Genomic DNA, 13,885 nt, shown 5'->3' on the forward strand with positions numbered 1-13,885 from the left:
GCCATGAGCATCACGACGCAACTGGCCGACCAGCTCGACTGGCACTGGACCCACGCGCTGCGGCCGCGGTTGGACGGGCTCACCGACGACGAGTACTTCTGGTGCCCGGCAGCCACCTGCTGGACGGTTCATCCCGACGGCGCGATCGACTTCACGTATCCCGAGCCGCAGCCGGCGCCGTTCACCACGATCGGGTGGCGGCTCGCGCACGTGATCGTCGGCGTGCTGGCGATGCGCAACCACTCGCACTTCGGCGGGCCGCCCGCCGACTACCAGAGCTGGTCCTACGCCGCCGACGCCGCGACCGCGCTGAGTCAGCTCGACGACGCGTATGCGCACTGGATCGCCGGCGTCCGCGGGCTCGACGACGCGGACCTGGACCGTCCATGCGGGCCGGCCGAGGGCGCATATGCCGACTATCCGTTCATCGCGCTGATCCTGCACATCAATCGCGAGGTGATTCATCACGGCGCCGAAATCGCCTGCATCCGAGACCTTTACGCCAACAGCCCCGACAAGAAGGAGAACTAGCAATGCCCGGAATGCCCCCACCCGCCGCTGACGAACGCCAGACACTGGCCGAGTTCCTCCGGTTCAACCAGAACGCGTTCTTCGCGATCGCCTACGGCCTGACCGATGAGCAGGCCCGCTCGACGCCGTCGGTGAGCGCGCTGTCGATCGGCGGCCTGGTCAAGCACGCCGCCGGGGTGCAGCGGGCGTGGATGGCGCGGGTCAAGGCGGCGCCCGACATGCCGCCGAAAGACGAGCGCCCGTTCGAGGAGATCGTCGCCAGCTACCAGGACGAGCACCTGATGCGCGAGGACGAAACCCTCGAACAGCTGCTGGACGCGCTGCGCGCGCAGAACGCGGACACGCTGCGCCTCCTCGAGGACGCCGATTTCGACACACCGGTTCCGGTGCCGCACGATGTGCCGTGGTTCCCGCAGGACCTGGACACCTGGACGGTGCGCTGGGTGGGCCTGCACATGATCGAGGAGCTGACGCGGCATGCTGGCCACGGCGACATCATTCGCGAATCCATCGACGGCGCAACGATGTACGAGCTGATGGCCGGCGTCGAGGGCTGGCCGGAGACCGACTTCATCAAGCCCTGGAACGCCCCCGCTGCGACCTGAGCGCCACCGAAAGTACGGTTGTTGACGCTGTTTCTCGGGATTTGCGTCATTAACCGTACTGTCGGCGTATGCAAACCCGCAGCGGGACGGCTCTGTGCGGAGACATCGAGCTGTTCTACGAGGACCTCGGTGACCCCGACGCCCCGCCCGTGCTGTTGATCATGGGCGTGGGCGCGCAGCTGCCGATGTGGCCGGATGGGTTCTGCAACCGGCTGCTCGAGCAGGGCTTTCGGGTCATCCGGTTCGATCACCGCGACACCGGCCTGTCGACGAAGATGACCGGCAAGCGCGCCGACGGGTCGGTCTACCCGCGGGTGCTGCGCTACTTGACGGGCGGGCGCAGCTTGGTGCCCTACACGCTGGTCGACCTGGCGGGCGATGTGAAGGGTCTGCTCGACCACCTCGGCATCCAGCGGGCGCACGTCGTGGGAGCGTCGATGGGCGGCATGATCGCCCAGGTGCTGGCGGGCAGCCACCCCGATCGGATCGCGTCGCTGGGGCTGATCATGTCCGGTTCCGGCAAGCCGCTCTCGGCGCTGCCGCGCTGGCGGGTGATCAAGCTGGCCCTCAACCCGCCGGGCCGCGACGCGCCGTGGGAGGACCGGCTGGCCGTCGAGGTGCGCAACATCTCGATCATCAACGGGCCCAACTTCCTGCCGCCGGTGGACGCGCTGCGCCGCCGCGTCGAGGGGCTGCGGGCCCGCAGCGACTATCCGCAGGGCATGCGGCGGCAGTTCGACGCGATCCTCGGCACCGGCAGCCTGCTGCGCTACACCCGCCGCATCACCGCCCCGACCGTGGTCCTGCACGGTTCCGACGATCCGATGGTGCGCCCCCGAAACGGCCGCAGTCTGGCCCGCGCGATCCCCGGCGCACGCTTCGTGGTCGTCGACGGCATGGGCCACGACCTGCCCGAGCCGGTGTGGCGGCCGATCGTCGAGGCCCTCACCGAGAACTTCTCGCTCGCGGGCTGACGGCGAACTATCGTCTAACTCCAGCGCCGAGGGGGAGGGACGATCCGTCTGCTCGCCAATGCGTTGATCATGGACGGCACAACCCTGCCCACACCGAGTCCGGGCTTCATGGACCTGGTCATCAAGGAGTTCATCGTTCCGACGGTGCCGGGCAGCTATACCGGAGTCCCGGTGACGACACCCGAGCAGGTCGTCGGCATCAACAAGTCGATCACGGACGGCGCCGCCAACCTCGAGGCTGTGATGGCCCAGCAATCAGCAGGGCAGCAGTTTGTGGTGTTCGGCTACTCGCAAAGCACCATGATCACGTCGCTCGAGAAGGCCAGACTGGAGGAGAAGAAAGCGCGGGGAGAGCCGGTCCCCAATGTCGTATTCGTCGGGATCGGCGGCGGTGACTGGCCGAACGGCAGCATCACGTCCCGGCTCGACGGCTTGGTGGTGCCGATCATCGACTTCACGTTCACGGCTCCGCCGCCGAGCGATCCCGCGTACGAGATCCCGTCGATCCGGATCGCGCGTCAATACGACGGATTCGCCGATACGCCACAGTTTGTGACCAACCCGGTGGCGGTCGCCAACTCGCTGCTGGGCGCGCTGTTCGTGCACGGACTCTACGGCCAAGAGGTCAGCCTTGATCCCGACAGCCCCAAGTATCAGCCCGGCACGATCGTGCAGCAGGACGGGCTGACCACGTACTACTGGATCCCAACGCAGGACCTACCGCTGTTCGACCCGCCGCGTCTGGCCGGCCTGCCCGAACCGGTGATCGACGTCTTCGAGCCCTTCTTCACAGAGCTCGTCGAAGCCGGCTACGACAGGTCGATTCCCTTCTCCGCACGGACACCGGCGCAACTGATTCCGGTGATCGATCCGATGACGCTGACAATCAAGCTCGCCGCGGCGGGCCTCGAAGGTGCAAACAACGCGGCCAAAATCGCGGGAGGCGAGCTGCCCGGATATGCGCCGCTGGCGCACCAGCTGGCGGCGATGGAATCACAGTCGGCCGCCGTGATCGGGGCGCCCTATCGAAACCAGGTGACCGCATTCAACGAAGCGGTGAACCCAATCGAGACCTTCATTCAATTCGAAGCTCCGGTGGCTGAGCGGTTGAACCGCGTCACGAACGGGTTCGGGGTGCCGACGGTTTCCAACCAGATTCTCGGCGCGACGCTCTTCCCGGTTAGCGCCTGGGCAGAGCACAACATTCTGACGCCGCAGGAGGGCGCCCCGATCGGTCCGTTCGCTGCTACTGCGAGGCAATTCCTGAAGCGTGTGGCGCCCAACCTCGACGCGGAATCGTCGGCCTCGACGGAAGGCAACACGATCCTCGAGTCGACCCGTTTGGAAAGGGACGCCAGCGATCGGCCGGGCGCTTCGGACAGCATTCGCCGCGGGGCTCATCGCCCCACGTCGAGCCCGCGCCGACCGGCCGCCCTGACACGCAGCCTGACTCGGGTATTGCACGCCGCCAGCGAACCGTCGGGCGAAAACACGTCATCGAAACAGGCGAAACCAGCGGATCCCTCGCCCGCCACCTCGTCCGCGAAATAGCATTCCCGGTCGTCAAAAGTGCCGGCTAGCAGCCGGGAATGCTATTTCGCGGGAGACGGGCCTACTGTGACCGGGTCCACACGTTTTCACGGGTCTACGTCGACTTTGAGACACTGCTTGCTATGAGTACGACTAAACAACGCGAGGTGGCCAAACTGGACCGGGTGCCATTGCCGGTCGAGGCCGGCCGCATAGGCGCCACGGGTTGGCAGATAACCCGCACCGGCGCACGGGTCGTCACCAAGCTCCCCGGCCGCGGCTCGCTGCAGCAGAAGATCGTCAAGGAGATTCCGAAGACGTTCGCCGACCTGGGCCCCACCTACGTCAAGTTCGGCCAGATCATCGCGTCCAGCCCGGGCGCGTTCGGTGAGCCGCTGAGCCGCGAGTTCCGCAGCCTGCTCGACGCCGTGCCCCCCGCAGACACCGATGAGGTGCACAAGCTGTTCAAGGAAGACCTGGGCGACGACCCGTTGAACCTGTTCGCGACTTTCGAGGAGCAGCCGTTCGCCTCGGCATCGATCGCGCAGGTGCACTACGCGACGCTGCACAGCGGCGAAGACGTCGTCGTCAAGATCCAGCGGCCCGGCATCCGTCGCCGCGTCGCCGCCGACCTGCAGATCCTCAAGCGCGGCGCGCAGCTGGTCGAACTGGCCAAGCTGGGCCGGCGGCTGTCCGCCCAGGACGTCGTCGCCGACTTCGCCGACAACCTCGCCGAGGAGCTCGACTTCCGCCTGGAGGCGCAGTCGATGGACGCCTGGGTGGCGCACATGCACGCCTCGCCGCTGGGCAAGAACATCCGGGTGCCCCAGGTGTACTGGGACCTGACCAGCGAGCGGGTGCTGACGATGGAGCGGGTGGCCGGCATTCGCATCGACGAGGCGGCCGCCATCCGCAACGCCGGCTTCGACGGCACCGAGCTCGTCAAGGCGCTGCTGTTCAGCCTCTTCGAGGGCGGGCTGCGGCACGGGCTGTTCCACGGCGACCTGCACGCCGGCAACCTGTACGTCGACCCCGACGGCAAGATCGTGTTCTTCGACTTCGGCATCATGGGCCGCGTCGACCCGCGTACCCGCTGGTTGCTGCGCGAGCTGGTGTATGCGCTGCTGGTGAAGAAGGACCACGCCGCGGCGGGCAAGATCGTCGTGCTGATGGGTGCGGTCGGCACCGTCAAGCCCGAGGATGAGGCCGCCAGGGACCTGGAAAAGTTCGCGACCCCGCTGACCATGCAGAACCTCGGCGACATGTCGTATGCCGAGATCGGCAAGCAGCTCTCCGCGCTGGCCGACGCCTACGACGTCAAGCTGCCGCGCGAGCTGGTGTTGATCGGCAAGCAGTTCCTCTATGTCGAGCGCTACATGAAGCTGCTGGCGCCGCGCTGGCAGATGATGTCCGATCCGCAGCTGACCGGCTACTTCGCCAACTTCATGGTCGAGGTGAGCCGCGAGCACAAGGACGAGGTCGACGTTTAGTGGAAGTTCGCACCGGCACGGCACGGAGCCGCGCGGCCGGCGACAATGCGCCGGAGTCGGGCGAAGTCGACATCTACTACGAGGACATGGGCGACCCGAACCATCCGGCCGTGCTGCTCATCATGGGCCTCGGCGCACAATTGTTGTTGTGGCGCAAGGGTTTCTGCGAGAAGCTCGTCGACCAGGGCCTGCGCGTCATCCGCTACGACAACCGCGACGTCGGCCTGTCGACGAAGATCACCGGCCGTCACACCGGTGCCCGGCTGCTACCCAGGATGGTCCGCTCGTTCCTCGGCCTACGCAGCCCGGCGGTCTACACGCTGGAGGACATGACCGACGACGCCGCCGCGCTGCTCGACCATCTCGGCATCGAGGAGGCCAACATCGTCGGCGGTTCGATGGGCGGCATGATCGCGCAGATCTTCGCGGCCCGGTACCAGCAGCGGCCCAAGACGCTGGCGGTGATCTTCTCCAGCAACACTCAGCCGGGGCTGCCGCCGCCGGCGCCCGAGCAACTGCGCGCGCTGCTGCAACGGCCGGCCGACGACACCCGGGAGGCGATCATCGCGAACGCGATGCGGGTGGCGACGGTCATCGGCAGCCCGGGCTACCCGAAACCCGAGGAACAGATCCGAGCCGATGCCATCGAGGGCTATGACCGCGCCTACTACCCCGCCGGCATCGCCCGCCACTTCGCCGCGGTGCTGGGCAGCGGCAGCCTGCTGCACTACGACCGCCAGATCACCGCGCCGACGGTGGTGATCCACGGCAAGGCCGACAAGCTGATGCGGCCGTTCGGCGGGCGCGCGATCGCCCGCGCCGTCAAGGGCGCGCGATTGGTATTGATCGACGGCATGGGCCACGATCTGCCCGAACAATTGTGGGACCAGATCATCGGCGAGCTGAAGACGAACTTTGCCGAAGCGCCCTGACCACCGGATTTGCCGATTCGGTGCTCACCGCGAAATCGGCTAGCATTCCCAGGCGGGGTGCATCCGGGCTTGGTCCATGGCGCGTCCCTTCGGTACTTAGAGAGGCCTACATCAACATGTCAGATAAGGGCAAAACGAGCCTGAAACCGCACTTCGAGGACGTGCAGGCGCACTACGACCTGTCCGACGACTTCTTTGCACTGTTCTTGGACCCGTCGCGGACCTACAGCTGCGCGTACTTCGAACGCGACGACATGACGCTGGAAGAGGCGCAGCAGGCCAAGGTCGACCTGGCGCTGGGCAAGCTGGGGCTCGAGCCCGGCATGACGTTGCTCGACGTCGGTTGTGGCTGGGGCTCGACGATGATGCGGGCGATCGAACGCTACGACGTCAACGTCGTCGGCCTCACGCTGTCCAAGAACCAGAAGGTCCACGTCGAGAAGGTGTTCGAGGGATCGGACAGCCCCCGCTCGAAGCGGGTCTTGCTGCAGGGCTGGGAGCAGTTCAGCGAGCCCGTCGACCGCATCGTGTCGATCGGTGCCTTCGAACACTTCGGCCACGACCGGTATGACGACTTCTTCAAGTTCTCCTACGAGGCGCTGCCCGACGACGGCGTGATGCTGCTGCACACGATCACGGGGCTCACCGGCCCGCAGATGGTCGAGCGCGGCATGCCGCTGACCTTCGAGTTCGCCCGCTTCGTCAAGTTCATCGTCACCGAGATCTTCCCCGGCGGCCGGCTGCCCTCGATCGAGAAGGTCGAGGACCACAGCGGCAAGGCGGGCTTCAAGCTGACGCGCCGTCAGTCGCTGCAGCCGCATTACGCCCGCACGCTGGATATTTGGGCCGGGAACCTGGAGGCCCACAAGGACGAGGCCATCGGGATACAGTCCGAAGAGGTCTACGAGCGCTACATGAAGTACCTGACCGGGTGCGCGGACGGCTTCCGGGTCGGCTACATCGACGTCAACCAGTTCACCCTGGAGAAGTAACGATGTCCGATAAGTCAGCAGCCTCGACGAAGAAGCGGCAGAGCGTCGACGAGGTGCGCGCGCACTACGACCTGTCCAACGAGTTCTTCCAGCTGTTCACGGATCCGACGGTCACCTACAGCTGCGCGTACTTCCCCCGTGAAGACATGACGATGGAAGAAGCTCAGATCGCCAAGCTCGATCTGAGCCTCGGCAAGCTGGGGCTGAAGCCCGGCATGACGTTGCTCGACATCGGCTGCGGCTGGGGTTCGCTCATGAGGCGGGCGCTGGAGAAGTACGACGTCAATGTCGTGGGCGTAACGCTGAGCAAAAATCAGCATGCGTATTGCGAAAAGCTGCTCGCCGACGTCGACACGGACCGGACATACAAGGTGTTGCTGCAGGACTGGTCGGAGGTCAGCGAGCCGGTCGACCGGATCGTGATGATCGAAGCGTTGGAGCACTTCGGATTTGAGCGCTACGACGACTTCTTCAAGTTTGCCTACGACAAAATGCCCGACGACGGCGTGATGATGGTGCACTCGATCACTGCGCTCACTGCGCCGCAGATGATCGAGCGTGGCATGCCGCTGACCTTCTCGATGGCCCGCTTCATCAAGTTCGTCATGACCGAGATCTTCCCCGGCGGCCGTTTGCCGTCGATCGAGAAGGTCGAGGAGCACTCGACGAAGGCCGGCTTCCAGGTGTCCCGGATCCAGTCGCTGCAATCCGACTTTGCTCGGACTCTGGAGATGTGGGCCGACGTCCTGGAGTCCCGTAAGGACGAGGCCATCGCTATCCAGTCCGAAGAGGTCTACGAGCGGTACATGAAGTTCCTGCGGGGCACCGCCGACGGATTCCGCATCGGCTACATCGACATCAACCAGTTCACGCTGGAGAAGTAGTTCAATTCAATTCAACAAGTAGGCCGACGGGCACCTTATGAATGGCTCAAGGGGCCCTGAGCCGGGTATGGTTCCGAACAGCGTTACCGAGAGGCGAGTTGACTGACATGTCCGTAAAGGCGGGCCGGATGCGGCCGCACTTCGAGCACATTCAGGCTCACTACGACATATCCGACGACTTCTTCGGGCTGTTCCAGGATCCGACCCGCACCTACAGTTGCGCGTACTTCGAGCGCGACGACATGACGCTGGAAGAAGCGCAGGTCGCCAAGGCCGACCTCAATCTGGACAAGCTGGACCTCAAGCCGGGGATGACGGTGCTCGACATCGGCTGCGGCTGGGGCGCGACGATGAAGCGGGCGCTGGAGAAGTACGACGTCAACGTCATCGGTTTGACACTCTCCAAGAACCAGCGCGCCTACACCGAGCAGCTGCTCGACACCGTGGACACCGACCGCTCGTATCAGGTGCTGCTGCGCGGCTGGGAGCAATTCACCGACCCCGTCGACCGCATCGTGTCCATCGAGGCGTTCGAGCACTTCGGTTTCGAACGCTACGACGACTTCTTCAAGAACGCTTACACCATCCTGCCCGACGACGGGCGGATGACGATCCAGAGCAGCACCGCCTTCCACCCCGACAACTACCTTGCTCGCGGGAAGAAGCTCACGTTCGATCTGGCCCGCTTCATCAAATTCATCATCACCGAGATCTTCCCCGGTGGCCGCATCCCGACCGCCGAGATGATGGTGGCGCACGGCGAGAAGGCCGGATTCGTTGTGCCCGAGTGCCTTTCGCTGCAGACGCACTATGTCAGGACGCTACGAACCTGGGCCGACGCGCTGGAAGCCAAGAAGGACAAGGTGCTCGCGGTGACCACCGAAGAGGTCTACGACCGGTACATGAAGTACCTGCGCGGCTGCCAGCACTACTTCACCGACGAGATGATCGACTGCAACCTCGTCACGTATCTCAAACCCGGCGCCGCGGCGTAACTTTCGCACGTAGCCCCGCGAGCGTGCGTGTCTGTACACGAGACGCCGACGAATTGCGTGCAAAAGCGCACGCTCGCGTCGCGCGGGTAGTCTCGCAAGAGAGTTGCGTTTCTAGTCACTGAATCTCTGGAATGACCTATGCTCCCAGCGACTCAACAACGATTGTGCCTGACGGGCGGGACGGAGCTTGCCGTCGTCACGGCGGGAGACCCTGCGAATCCGGTCCTGCTCCTTCTGCATGGATTCCCGAGCTCGGCGCGAACCTTCCGAGAGATCATTCCTGTTCTGGCGGAGACGGTTCATGTGATTGCGCCCGACCTGCCCGGTTTTGGCCAATCCGATGTCCTACCTTCTGCTTCGTTCTCGGCACTGAGCGATGCGATTTCCGAAATGCTCGACCGGTACTCAATCGGGCCGCGCTACGTCTATCTCCATGATTACGGAGCGCCGGTCGGCCTCGAAATCGCCTTGAACGCACCCGAGCTCGTCTGCGGTCTGATCGTCCAGAACGCCAATGCACATCGCACGGGGTTCGGACCAGAGTGGAGCGACACACTCGCCTACTATTCGCATCCCACTCCGGAGAACGAAGCCGCAGCCACCGCGCATCTGACGTTCGAGGGCGTCCGCGATCAATATGTTGCCGGAGTTCCGCCGGAGGTGGCTGCCAGGATTTCGCCGGAAGTCTGGGCCGAGGACTGGCGGGTGATGTGCCTGCAAGGGCGAATGGACACCCAGCGTGCGTTGATCGCTGACTACGCGAATTACGTCGCGAGGTTCGGCGAGATCGCGGACTATCTCTCGTCCCGGCAGCCGCCGGCGTTGATGCTCTGGGGGCGTCATGATGCCTTCTTCGACATTGCCGAAACCTTGTCATGGATGCAGGCTCTGCCGCGAATGGAGGCGCATATCCTCGACGGCGGACATTTCCTCCTGGAAACGCACGCCGCGCGGGCAGCGGCGCTGATGGCCGAGTTCATCAAGCGAACTGAATCGGAGAAACGCGTGTAATTTGAACTGGCGACAGTAGGCGCGTCAGTTCAGCGGGACGTCGAGGATCGGCCGGTCCACGTCGGCGCCCGGGCCGTCGAAGTGCCACCACTCGCCCGAGTACAACGAGAACCCGCCGGCCTTCATGCCCTCGCGCAGCCACGCCCGGTTGGCCTGCTGCTCGGCGCTGACGCCGTCGGTCGCGAAAGCCGTTGCGGGTGGCGTGAAGTCGTCGAAGCCGGTGCCCATGTCGATGAGCCAGCCGTAATGGGCATCGGCCAGCGTCACGTCGACCGAGCGGCCGGCTTCGTGGCTGCGAGCGTACGTCCCGGGCCTGGCCACCCAGTTCGGGTCGGGCACCGCCTCGAACATCTGGACCTGCACTGCGTGCGGGCGATAGCAGTCCCAGAAGACCAGTTTCGCGCTGCGGGCCCGAAATGCGTTGGCGGCGGCGGTAAGTCCGGGCGCGAGTGACTCGTGCACCAGGCAGCGCGCGTCGGACGGGTACATCTGAGTGCCGACGAAGTTGTCCGCCGTCGCATAGCGCAAATCGACCACGGCATCGGGAATGACGCCGCGGATGTCGACGAAACCGGCCTCGTCCGCGGTGACGGGCTCAGCGCCCGAGACGGGAGTCGGTGCGGCCAGGGCGGCCAGGGCGGACAGGGCGGCCGTCACCAGGATTGCCGAGCAGCAGACGCGAGAAACGTCAGGCACCGCCATACGGTGCCGCCTGGTCAGGCGGCCTCCTTGTCGTTGTCTTGCTTGTCGTTGTCTTGCTTGTCGCTGTCTTCTTTGTCGTCGTCCGCGACGGGACCCGGATTCGTCGTCTCATCGGGCTTGGTCGTGTCCGCGGGCTTGGTCGCGGGCGGATCGTCCGCCGCCGACGGCTCGTTCTCGTTCGCCGTGGGTTTGGTCGGCGCATCGCCGGTGGACGACTGGTCCTCGTCCTTGGCGTCCAGCTCCCCCAGGGTGGTCTCGTTGTCCCGCACCAACCGAAGCGTCGTTGCGGACGTCGACTTCTCGGACTCAGAGACCAGCCCGGCTCCCGACGAGGCCGGTTCGGATGCCTCGACTGGCGTTGGTGGATCGGCCGCAAGGGACACCGCCGAAGTCGACGGCGCGATCGTCGTCGTCGGGCCGAGATCGCCCAGGAAGGCCTCGATGCCCTCGCCCGCAGCGACGACGAGATCCTCGCCCACCTCGACCCAGTCGGTGGCCGGATTGAAGGGCAGGAACGACAGGGTCCTCGGCACGCCGGGATCGCCGCTCCAGTCGTACCCGAGGTCGATGATCACCTTCGCTGCCGGCGCGAAGAGATCGACGAACGGCTTCACCACCGGAGTGGTGCCGGTCGATGACGCGAAGTCCAGGATCAGGTCCGCGAGCGGCAGACTCTTCGCCGGAATCATGAAGTATTCGTTGCCGGCGGCGTCGACGCGACAGTGCGGCCCGGGACAGGGCGTGGCCAGTATGTTCGCCAGCTCGTCCGGCGTGTATCCATACGGCAGCGCCCCGGGGTTGTCGCCGTTGGGGGCCAGGTAGAAGCCGTGGACGGTGTCCAACGCGGCGGCCGCGTTCAACAAGGACAGCGGATTCAAGTACAGCGGGGCATACATCACGGGGTCGTACTCGAAGCCGATGCTGGTGATCGGTATCCCGGTATCGACCGGCATCGGCGGACCCCACGTCACGTCGAAGAAGGGCAGCGTCGGCAGGAAGCCGAGCCGGGTGAAGAATCCGCCGTCGGGGTTATAGGCGTTGCCGATCACGACCACGGACAGCCGACTCTTCACATCCGGATCGAGGCCGGCGAGGTTTCGCAGCTCGTTGGAGACGACGGCACCGCCTTGCGAGTAGCCGGCCAGCACGATGTCGTCGTCGGTGTTGGCCAACGCCGTGATCAGTGCGGAGTTGAGGTTGGCTACACCCGTCCCCACCGAGACGTTCCACGTCTCGCACCGCCCCGGTTCACACCAGCCCGGAAAAATGACAAGGGGAAAGAACGACGCCGGGTAGTTGATCCCCATGAGCGTGCATTCAGCCTCGGTCGTGCACGCGGCGGGCAACATCGGATCGGTACCGAAGATATAACGGCTGTAGAAGTTCTCCCGGTAATCGGCGACGACATTCCCGTCCGGCGTGCCGGTGCCCGGAACGATCAACACCCTGGTGGCGGCCAGCGTGAGGGCCGACGTGATCGTGTAGGCGACGGCGACCGTTACGGCGCAGAGGAAGGCGGCGATCAGGACGACCAACGACCGGACTGCTTGACGCATCAGCAAACCTCCACACCCATCGATGATTCACGGGGCGCGGGCGGTCACGTTTGCTGCGCCCATAGCGATGTTTGCACAAGGAGGCGGGCCGTGTGAGCAAAATTGATGACTCGGCCGGTATGGGCGGCGACGCGCTACGCCTCGGCGGCGAAGTTGCGGACGACGGCGGGGTCGACGGGGATGCCCGGCCCGGTCGTCGTCGAGACGACGATCTTCTTCAGGTAGCGGCCCTTCGACGACGACGGCTTGGCCCGCAGGATCTCGTCGATCGCGGCGCCGTAGTTCTCCGCCAACGCCTTCTCGTCGAACGACGCCTTGCCGATGACGAAGTGCAGGTTGGCCTGCTTGTCGATGCGGAAGTTGATCTTGCCGCCCTTGATGTCGTTGACGGCCTTGGTGATATCGGCGGTGACGGTGCCCGTCTTCGGGTTCGGCATCAGGCCGCGTGGGCCGAGGATGCGGGCGATACGGCCGACCTTGGCCATCTGATCGGGCGTGGCGATCGCCGCGTCGAAGTCGAGGAAACCGCCCTGGATCTTCTCGATCAGGTCTTCGCTGCCGATCTCGTCGGCCCCGGCGGCCTTGGCCTCCTCGGCCTTGTCACCGACGGCGAACACCGCGACGCGGGCCGTCTTGCCGGTGCCGTGCGGCAGGTTCACGGTTCCGCGCACCATCTGGTCGGCCTTGCGCGGGTCGATTCCCAGCCGGATCGCCACCTCGACGGTCGCGTCCTGCTTCTTCGACGAGGTCTCCTTGGCCAGCCGTGCGGCTTCCAGAGGGGAATAGAGGTTGTCGCGGTCGACCTTCTCGGCGGCTTCGCGATATGCCTTGCTCTTCTTGCTCATTCGTGTCTCCTGTTCAGAGTTGTGGTCGTTCGGGCCGAAGCTGGCCCTCCCACGGGTACCGCCGAAATCTATTCGACGGTGATCCCCATCGACCGGGCGGTGCCGGCGATGATCTTGGACGCGGCGTCGATGTCGTTCGCGTTCAAGTCTTCCTTCTTGGTCTCGGCGATCTCGCGGACCTGATCCCACGTCACCGAGGCGACCTTGTTGATGTGCGGCTCGCCGGAGCCCTTCGGCACGCCGGCGGCCTTCAACAGCAGCTTGGCCGCGGGCGGAGTCTTCAGCGTGAACGTGAAGCTGCGATCCTCGTACACGGTGATCTCGACCGGGATGACGTTGCCTCGCTGGTTCTCGGTCGCGGCGTTGTACGCCTTGCAGAACTCCATGATGTTGACGCCGTGCTGGCCGAGCGCCGGACCGACGGGCGGGGCGGGGTTGGCCTGCCCGGCCTGGATCTGCAGCTTGATCAGCGCGGCGACTTTCTTCTTCCGGGCCATGGGTGTTGGTGTTCCTCTCTCGTTCCCTGCGATTTCGGCGTGATTTCCTGCGCTCAGCGCTGGTTATCACGCCGAAATCGCTAGATCTTGGCGACCTGGTTGAAGGTCAGTTCGACGGGTGTTTCGCGGCCGAAGATGGACACCAGCACCTTGAGCTTCTGGGCGTCGGCGTTGACCTCGGAGATGGTCGCCGGGAGCGTGGCGAACGGGCCGTCCATGACGGTGACCGACTCGCCGACCTCGAAGTCGACCTCGACGGCCGCCTTGCCGCCCGAACCCGAGGCGACGTCGGCGGTCTTCCCGCTCGCGGCGGCCTGCTTGGGCTCGACGCGCGGCAGGAG

14 protein-coding genes and 1 pseudogene are annotated in these 13,885 nt (G+C 65.1%); 10 read left to right on the forward strand and 5 right to left on the reverse strand.

Translation table 11 applies throughout. The features are described 5' to 3' along the window. Positions 1 to 3 precede the first annotated feature (3 nt). The 10 genes from ACRDU5_RS12110 (at position 4) to ACRDU5_RS12155 (ending at position 9,944) form a co-directional block, all read left to right on the forward strand. Positions 4 to 531: a DinB family protein gene (locus ACRDU5_RS12110; RefSeq protein ID WP_526614789.1), complete on the forward strand. Its 528-nt coding sequence runs from the start codon at positions 4 to 6 to the stop codon at positions 529 to 531. A gap of 2 nt (positions 532 to 533) precedes the next feature. Then, a complete protein-coding gene (locus ACRDU5_RS12115; protein ID WP_526614775.1) occupies positions 534 to 1,136 on the forward strand; it encodes a DinB family protein in 603 nt (200 codons plus the stop codon). Positions 1,137 to 1,204: 68 nt separating this feature from the next. Then, entirely contained in the window at positions 1,205 to 2,110 is a 906-nt protein-coding gene (locus ACRDU5_RS12120; RefSeq protein ID WP_526614776.1) for an alpha/beta fold hydrolase, read from the forward strand. A 69-nt stretch (positions 2,111 to 2,179) separates the two neighbouring features. Then, positions 2,180 to 3,661, forward strand: a complete 1,482-nt coding sequence (locus ACRDU5_RS12125; protein WP_526614777.1) for a PE-PPE domain-containing protein — start codon at positions 2,180 to 2,182, stop codon at positions 3,659 to 3,661. Positions 3,662 to 3,783: 122 nt separating this feature from the next. After that, positions 3,784 to 5,130 (forward strand): ABC1 kinase family protein, encoded by a 1,347-nt coding sequence (locus ACRDU5_RS12130; RefSeq protein WP_526614778.1) that lies wholly within the window; start codon positions 3,784 to 3,786, stop codon positions 5,128 to 5,130. Then, the gene (locus ACRDU5_RS12135) at positions 5,130 to 6,062 is read left to right on the forward strand and encodes an alpha/beta fold hydrolase (RefSeq protein WP_526614779.1); all 933 of its coding nucleotides are present in this window, start codon (positions 5,130 to 5,132) and stop codon (positions 6,060 to 6,062) included. Before ACRDU5_RS12130 ends, ACRDU5_RS12135 begins: the two co-directional genes overlap by 1 nt. Before the next feature lie 116 nt (positions 6,063 to 6,178). Beyond that, positions 6,179 to 7,054 carry a cyclopropane mycolic acid synthase family methyltransferase gene (locus ACRDU5_RS12140; RefSeq protein ID WP_526614780.1) on the forward strand — a complete coding sequence of 292 codons (876 nt, stop codon included), beginning with the start codon at positions 6,179 to 6,181 and terminating at the stop codon, positions 7,052 to 7,054. 2 nt (positions 7,055 to 7,056) lie between these two features. Further along, a complete protein-coding gene (locus tag ACRDU5_RS12145) occupies positions 7,057 to 7,938 on the forward strand; it encodes a cyclopropane mycolic acid synthase family methyltransferase (RefSeq protein WP_526614781.1) in 882 nt (293 codons plus the stop codon). Positions 7,939 to 8,045: 107 nt separating this feature from the next. Beyond that, positions 8,046 to 8,933, forward strand: a complete 888-nt coding sequence (locus ACRDU5_RS12150; RefSeq protein WP_526614782.1) for a cyclopropane mycolic acid synthase family methyltransferase — start codon at positions 8,046 to 8,048, stop codon at positions 8,931 to 8,933. Between the two features lie 138 nt (positions 8,934 to 9,071). Continuing rightward, positions 9,072 to 9,944, forward strand: coding sequence for an alpha/beta fold hydrolase (locus tag ACRDU5_RS12155; protein ID WP_526614783.1), 873 nt, complete (start codon positions 9,072 to 9,074; stop codon positions 9,942 to 9,944). A 24-nt stretch (positions 9,945 to 9,968) separates the two neighbouring features. Here ACRDU5_RS12155 and ACRDU5_RS12160 read toward each other — a convergent pair whose 3' ends face one another. From ACRDU5_RS12160 to ACRDU5_RS12180, 5 genes and pseudogenes are all read right to left on the reverse strand, one after another. Next, positions 9,969 to 10,646: a M15 family metallopeptidase gene (locus ACRDU5_RS12160; RefSeq protein ID WP_526614784.1), complete on the reverse strand. Its 678-nt coding sequence runs from the start codon at positions 10,644 to 10,646 to the stop codon at positions 9,969 to 9,971. A gap of 14 nt (positions 10,647 to 10,660) precedes the next feature. Then, entirely contained in the window at positions 10,661 to 12,202 is a 1,542-nt protein-coding gene (locus tag ACRDU5_RS12165) for a PE-PPE domain-containing protein (RefSeq protein ID WP_526614785.1), read from the reverse strand. A gap of 134 nt (positions 12,203 to 12,336) precedes the next feature. Then, positions 12,337 to 13,047 (reverse strand): 50S ribosomal protein L1, encoded by a 711-nt coding sequence (gene rplA / locus ACRDU5_RS12170; RefSeq protein ID WP_526614786.1) that lies wholly within the window; start codon positions 13,045 to 13,047, stop codon positions 12,337 to 12,339. Between the two features lie 68 nt (positions 13,048 to 13,115). Next, positions 13,116 to 13,544 (reverse strand): 50S ribosomal protein L11, encoded by a 429-nt coding sequence (rplK, locus tag ACRDU5_RS12175; protein ID WP_526614787.1) that lies wholly within the window; start codon positions 13,542 to 13,544, stop codon positions 13,116 to 13,118. 80 nt (positions 13,545 to 13,624) lie between these two features. After that, a pseudogene (locus tag ACRDU5_RS12180) lies at positions 13,625 to 13,885 on the reverse strand (transcription termination/antitermination protein NusG); the annotation flags it as partial.

It is taken from the genome of Mycobacterium sp. (assembly GCF_050701515.1).
Taxonomy (GTDB): domain Bacteria; phylum Actinomycetota; class Actinomycetes; order Mycobacteriales; family Mycobacteriaceae; genus Mycobacterium.

What these genes read in the sequence shown, in the direction of transcription:
- ACRDU5_RS12130 (WP_526614778.1), top strand. Translation starts at nt 3,784, where the DNA reads ATGAGTACGACTAAACAACGCGAGGTGGCCAAACTGGACCGGGTGCCA.
- ACRDU5_RS12125 (WP_526614777.1), top strand. Translation starts at nt 2,180, where the DNA reads ATGGACGGCACAACCCTGCCCACACCGAGTCCGGGCTTCATGGACCTG.
- ACRDU5_RS12165 (WP_526614785.1), bottom strand. Translation starts at nt 12,202, where the DNA reads ATGCGTCAAGCAGTCCGGTCGTTGGTCGTCCTGATCGCCGCCTTCCTC.
- ACRDU5_RS12140 (WP_526614780.1), top strand. Translation starts at nt 6,179, where the DNA reads ATGTCAGATAAGGGCAAAACGAGCCTGAAACCGCACTTCGAGGACGTG.
- ACRDU5_RS12155 (WP_526614783.1), top strand. Translation starts at nt 9,072, where the DNA reads ATGCTCCCAGCGACTCAACAACGATTGTGCCTGACGGGCGGGACGGAG.
- ACRDU5_RS12115 (WP_526614775.1), top strand. Translation starts at nt 534, where the DNA reads ATGCCCGGAATGCCCCCACCCGCCGCTGACGAACGCCAGACACTGGCC.
- ACRDU5_RS12160 (WP_526614784.1), bottom strand. Translation starts at nt 10,646, where the DNA reads ATGGCGGTGCCTGACGTTTCTCGCGTCTGCTGCTCGGCAATCCTGGTG.
- ACRDU5_RS12145 (WP_526614781.1), top strand. Translation starts at nt 7,057, where the DNA reads ATGTCCGATAAGTCAGCAGCCTCGACGAAGAAGCGGCAGAGCGTCGAC.
- ACRDU5_RS12110 (WP_526614789.1), top strand. Translation starts at nt 4, where the DNA reads ATGAGCATCACGACGCAACTGGCCGACCAGCTCGACTGGCACTGGACC.
- ACRDU5_RS12150 (WP_526614782.1), top strand. Translation starts at nt 8,046, where the DNA reads ATGTCCGTAAAGGCGGGCCGGATGCGGCCGCACTTCGAGCACATTCAG.
- ACRDU5_RS12120 (WP_526614776.1), top strand. Translation starts at nt 1,205, where the DNA reads ATGCAAACCCGCAGCGGGACGGCTCTGTGCGGAGACATCGAGCTGTTC.
- rplA (WP_526614786.1), bottom strand. Translation starts at nt 13,047, where the DNA reads ATGAGCAAGAAGAGCAAGGCATATCGCGAAGCCGCCGAGAAGGTCGAC.
- rplK (WP_526614787.1), bottom strand. Translation starts at nt 13,544, where the DNA reads ATGGCCCGGAAGAAGAAAGTCGCCGCGCTGATCAAGCTGCAGATCCAG.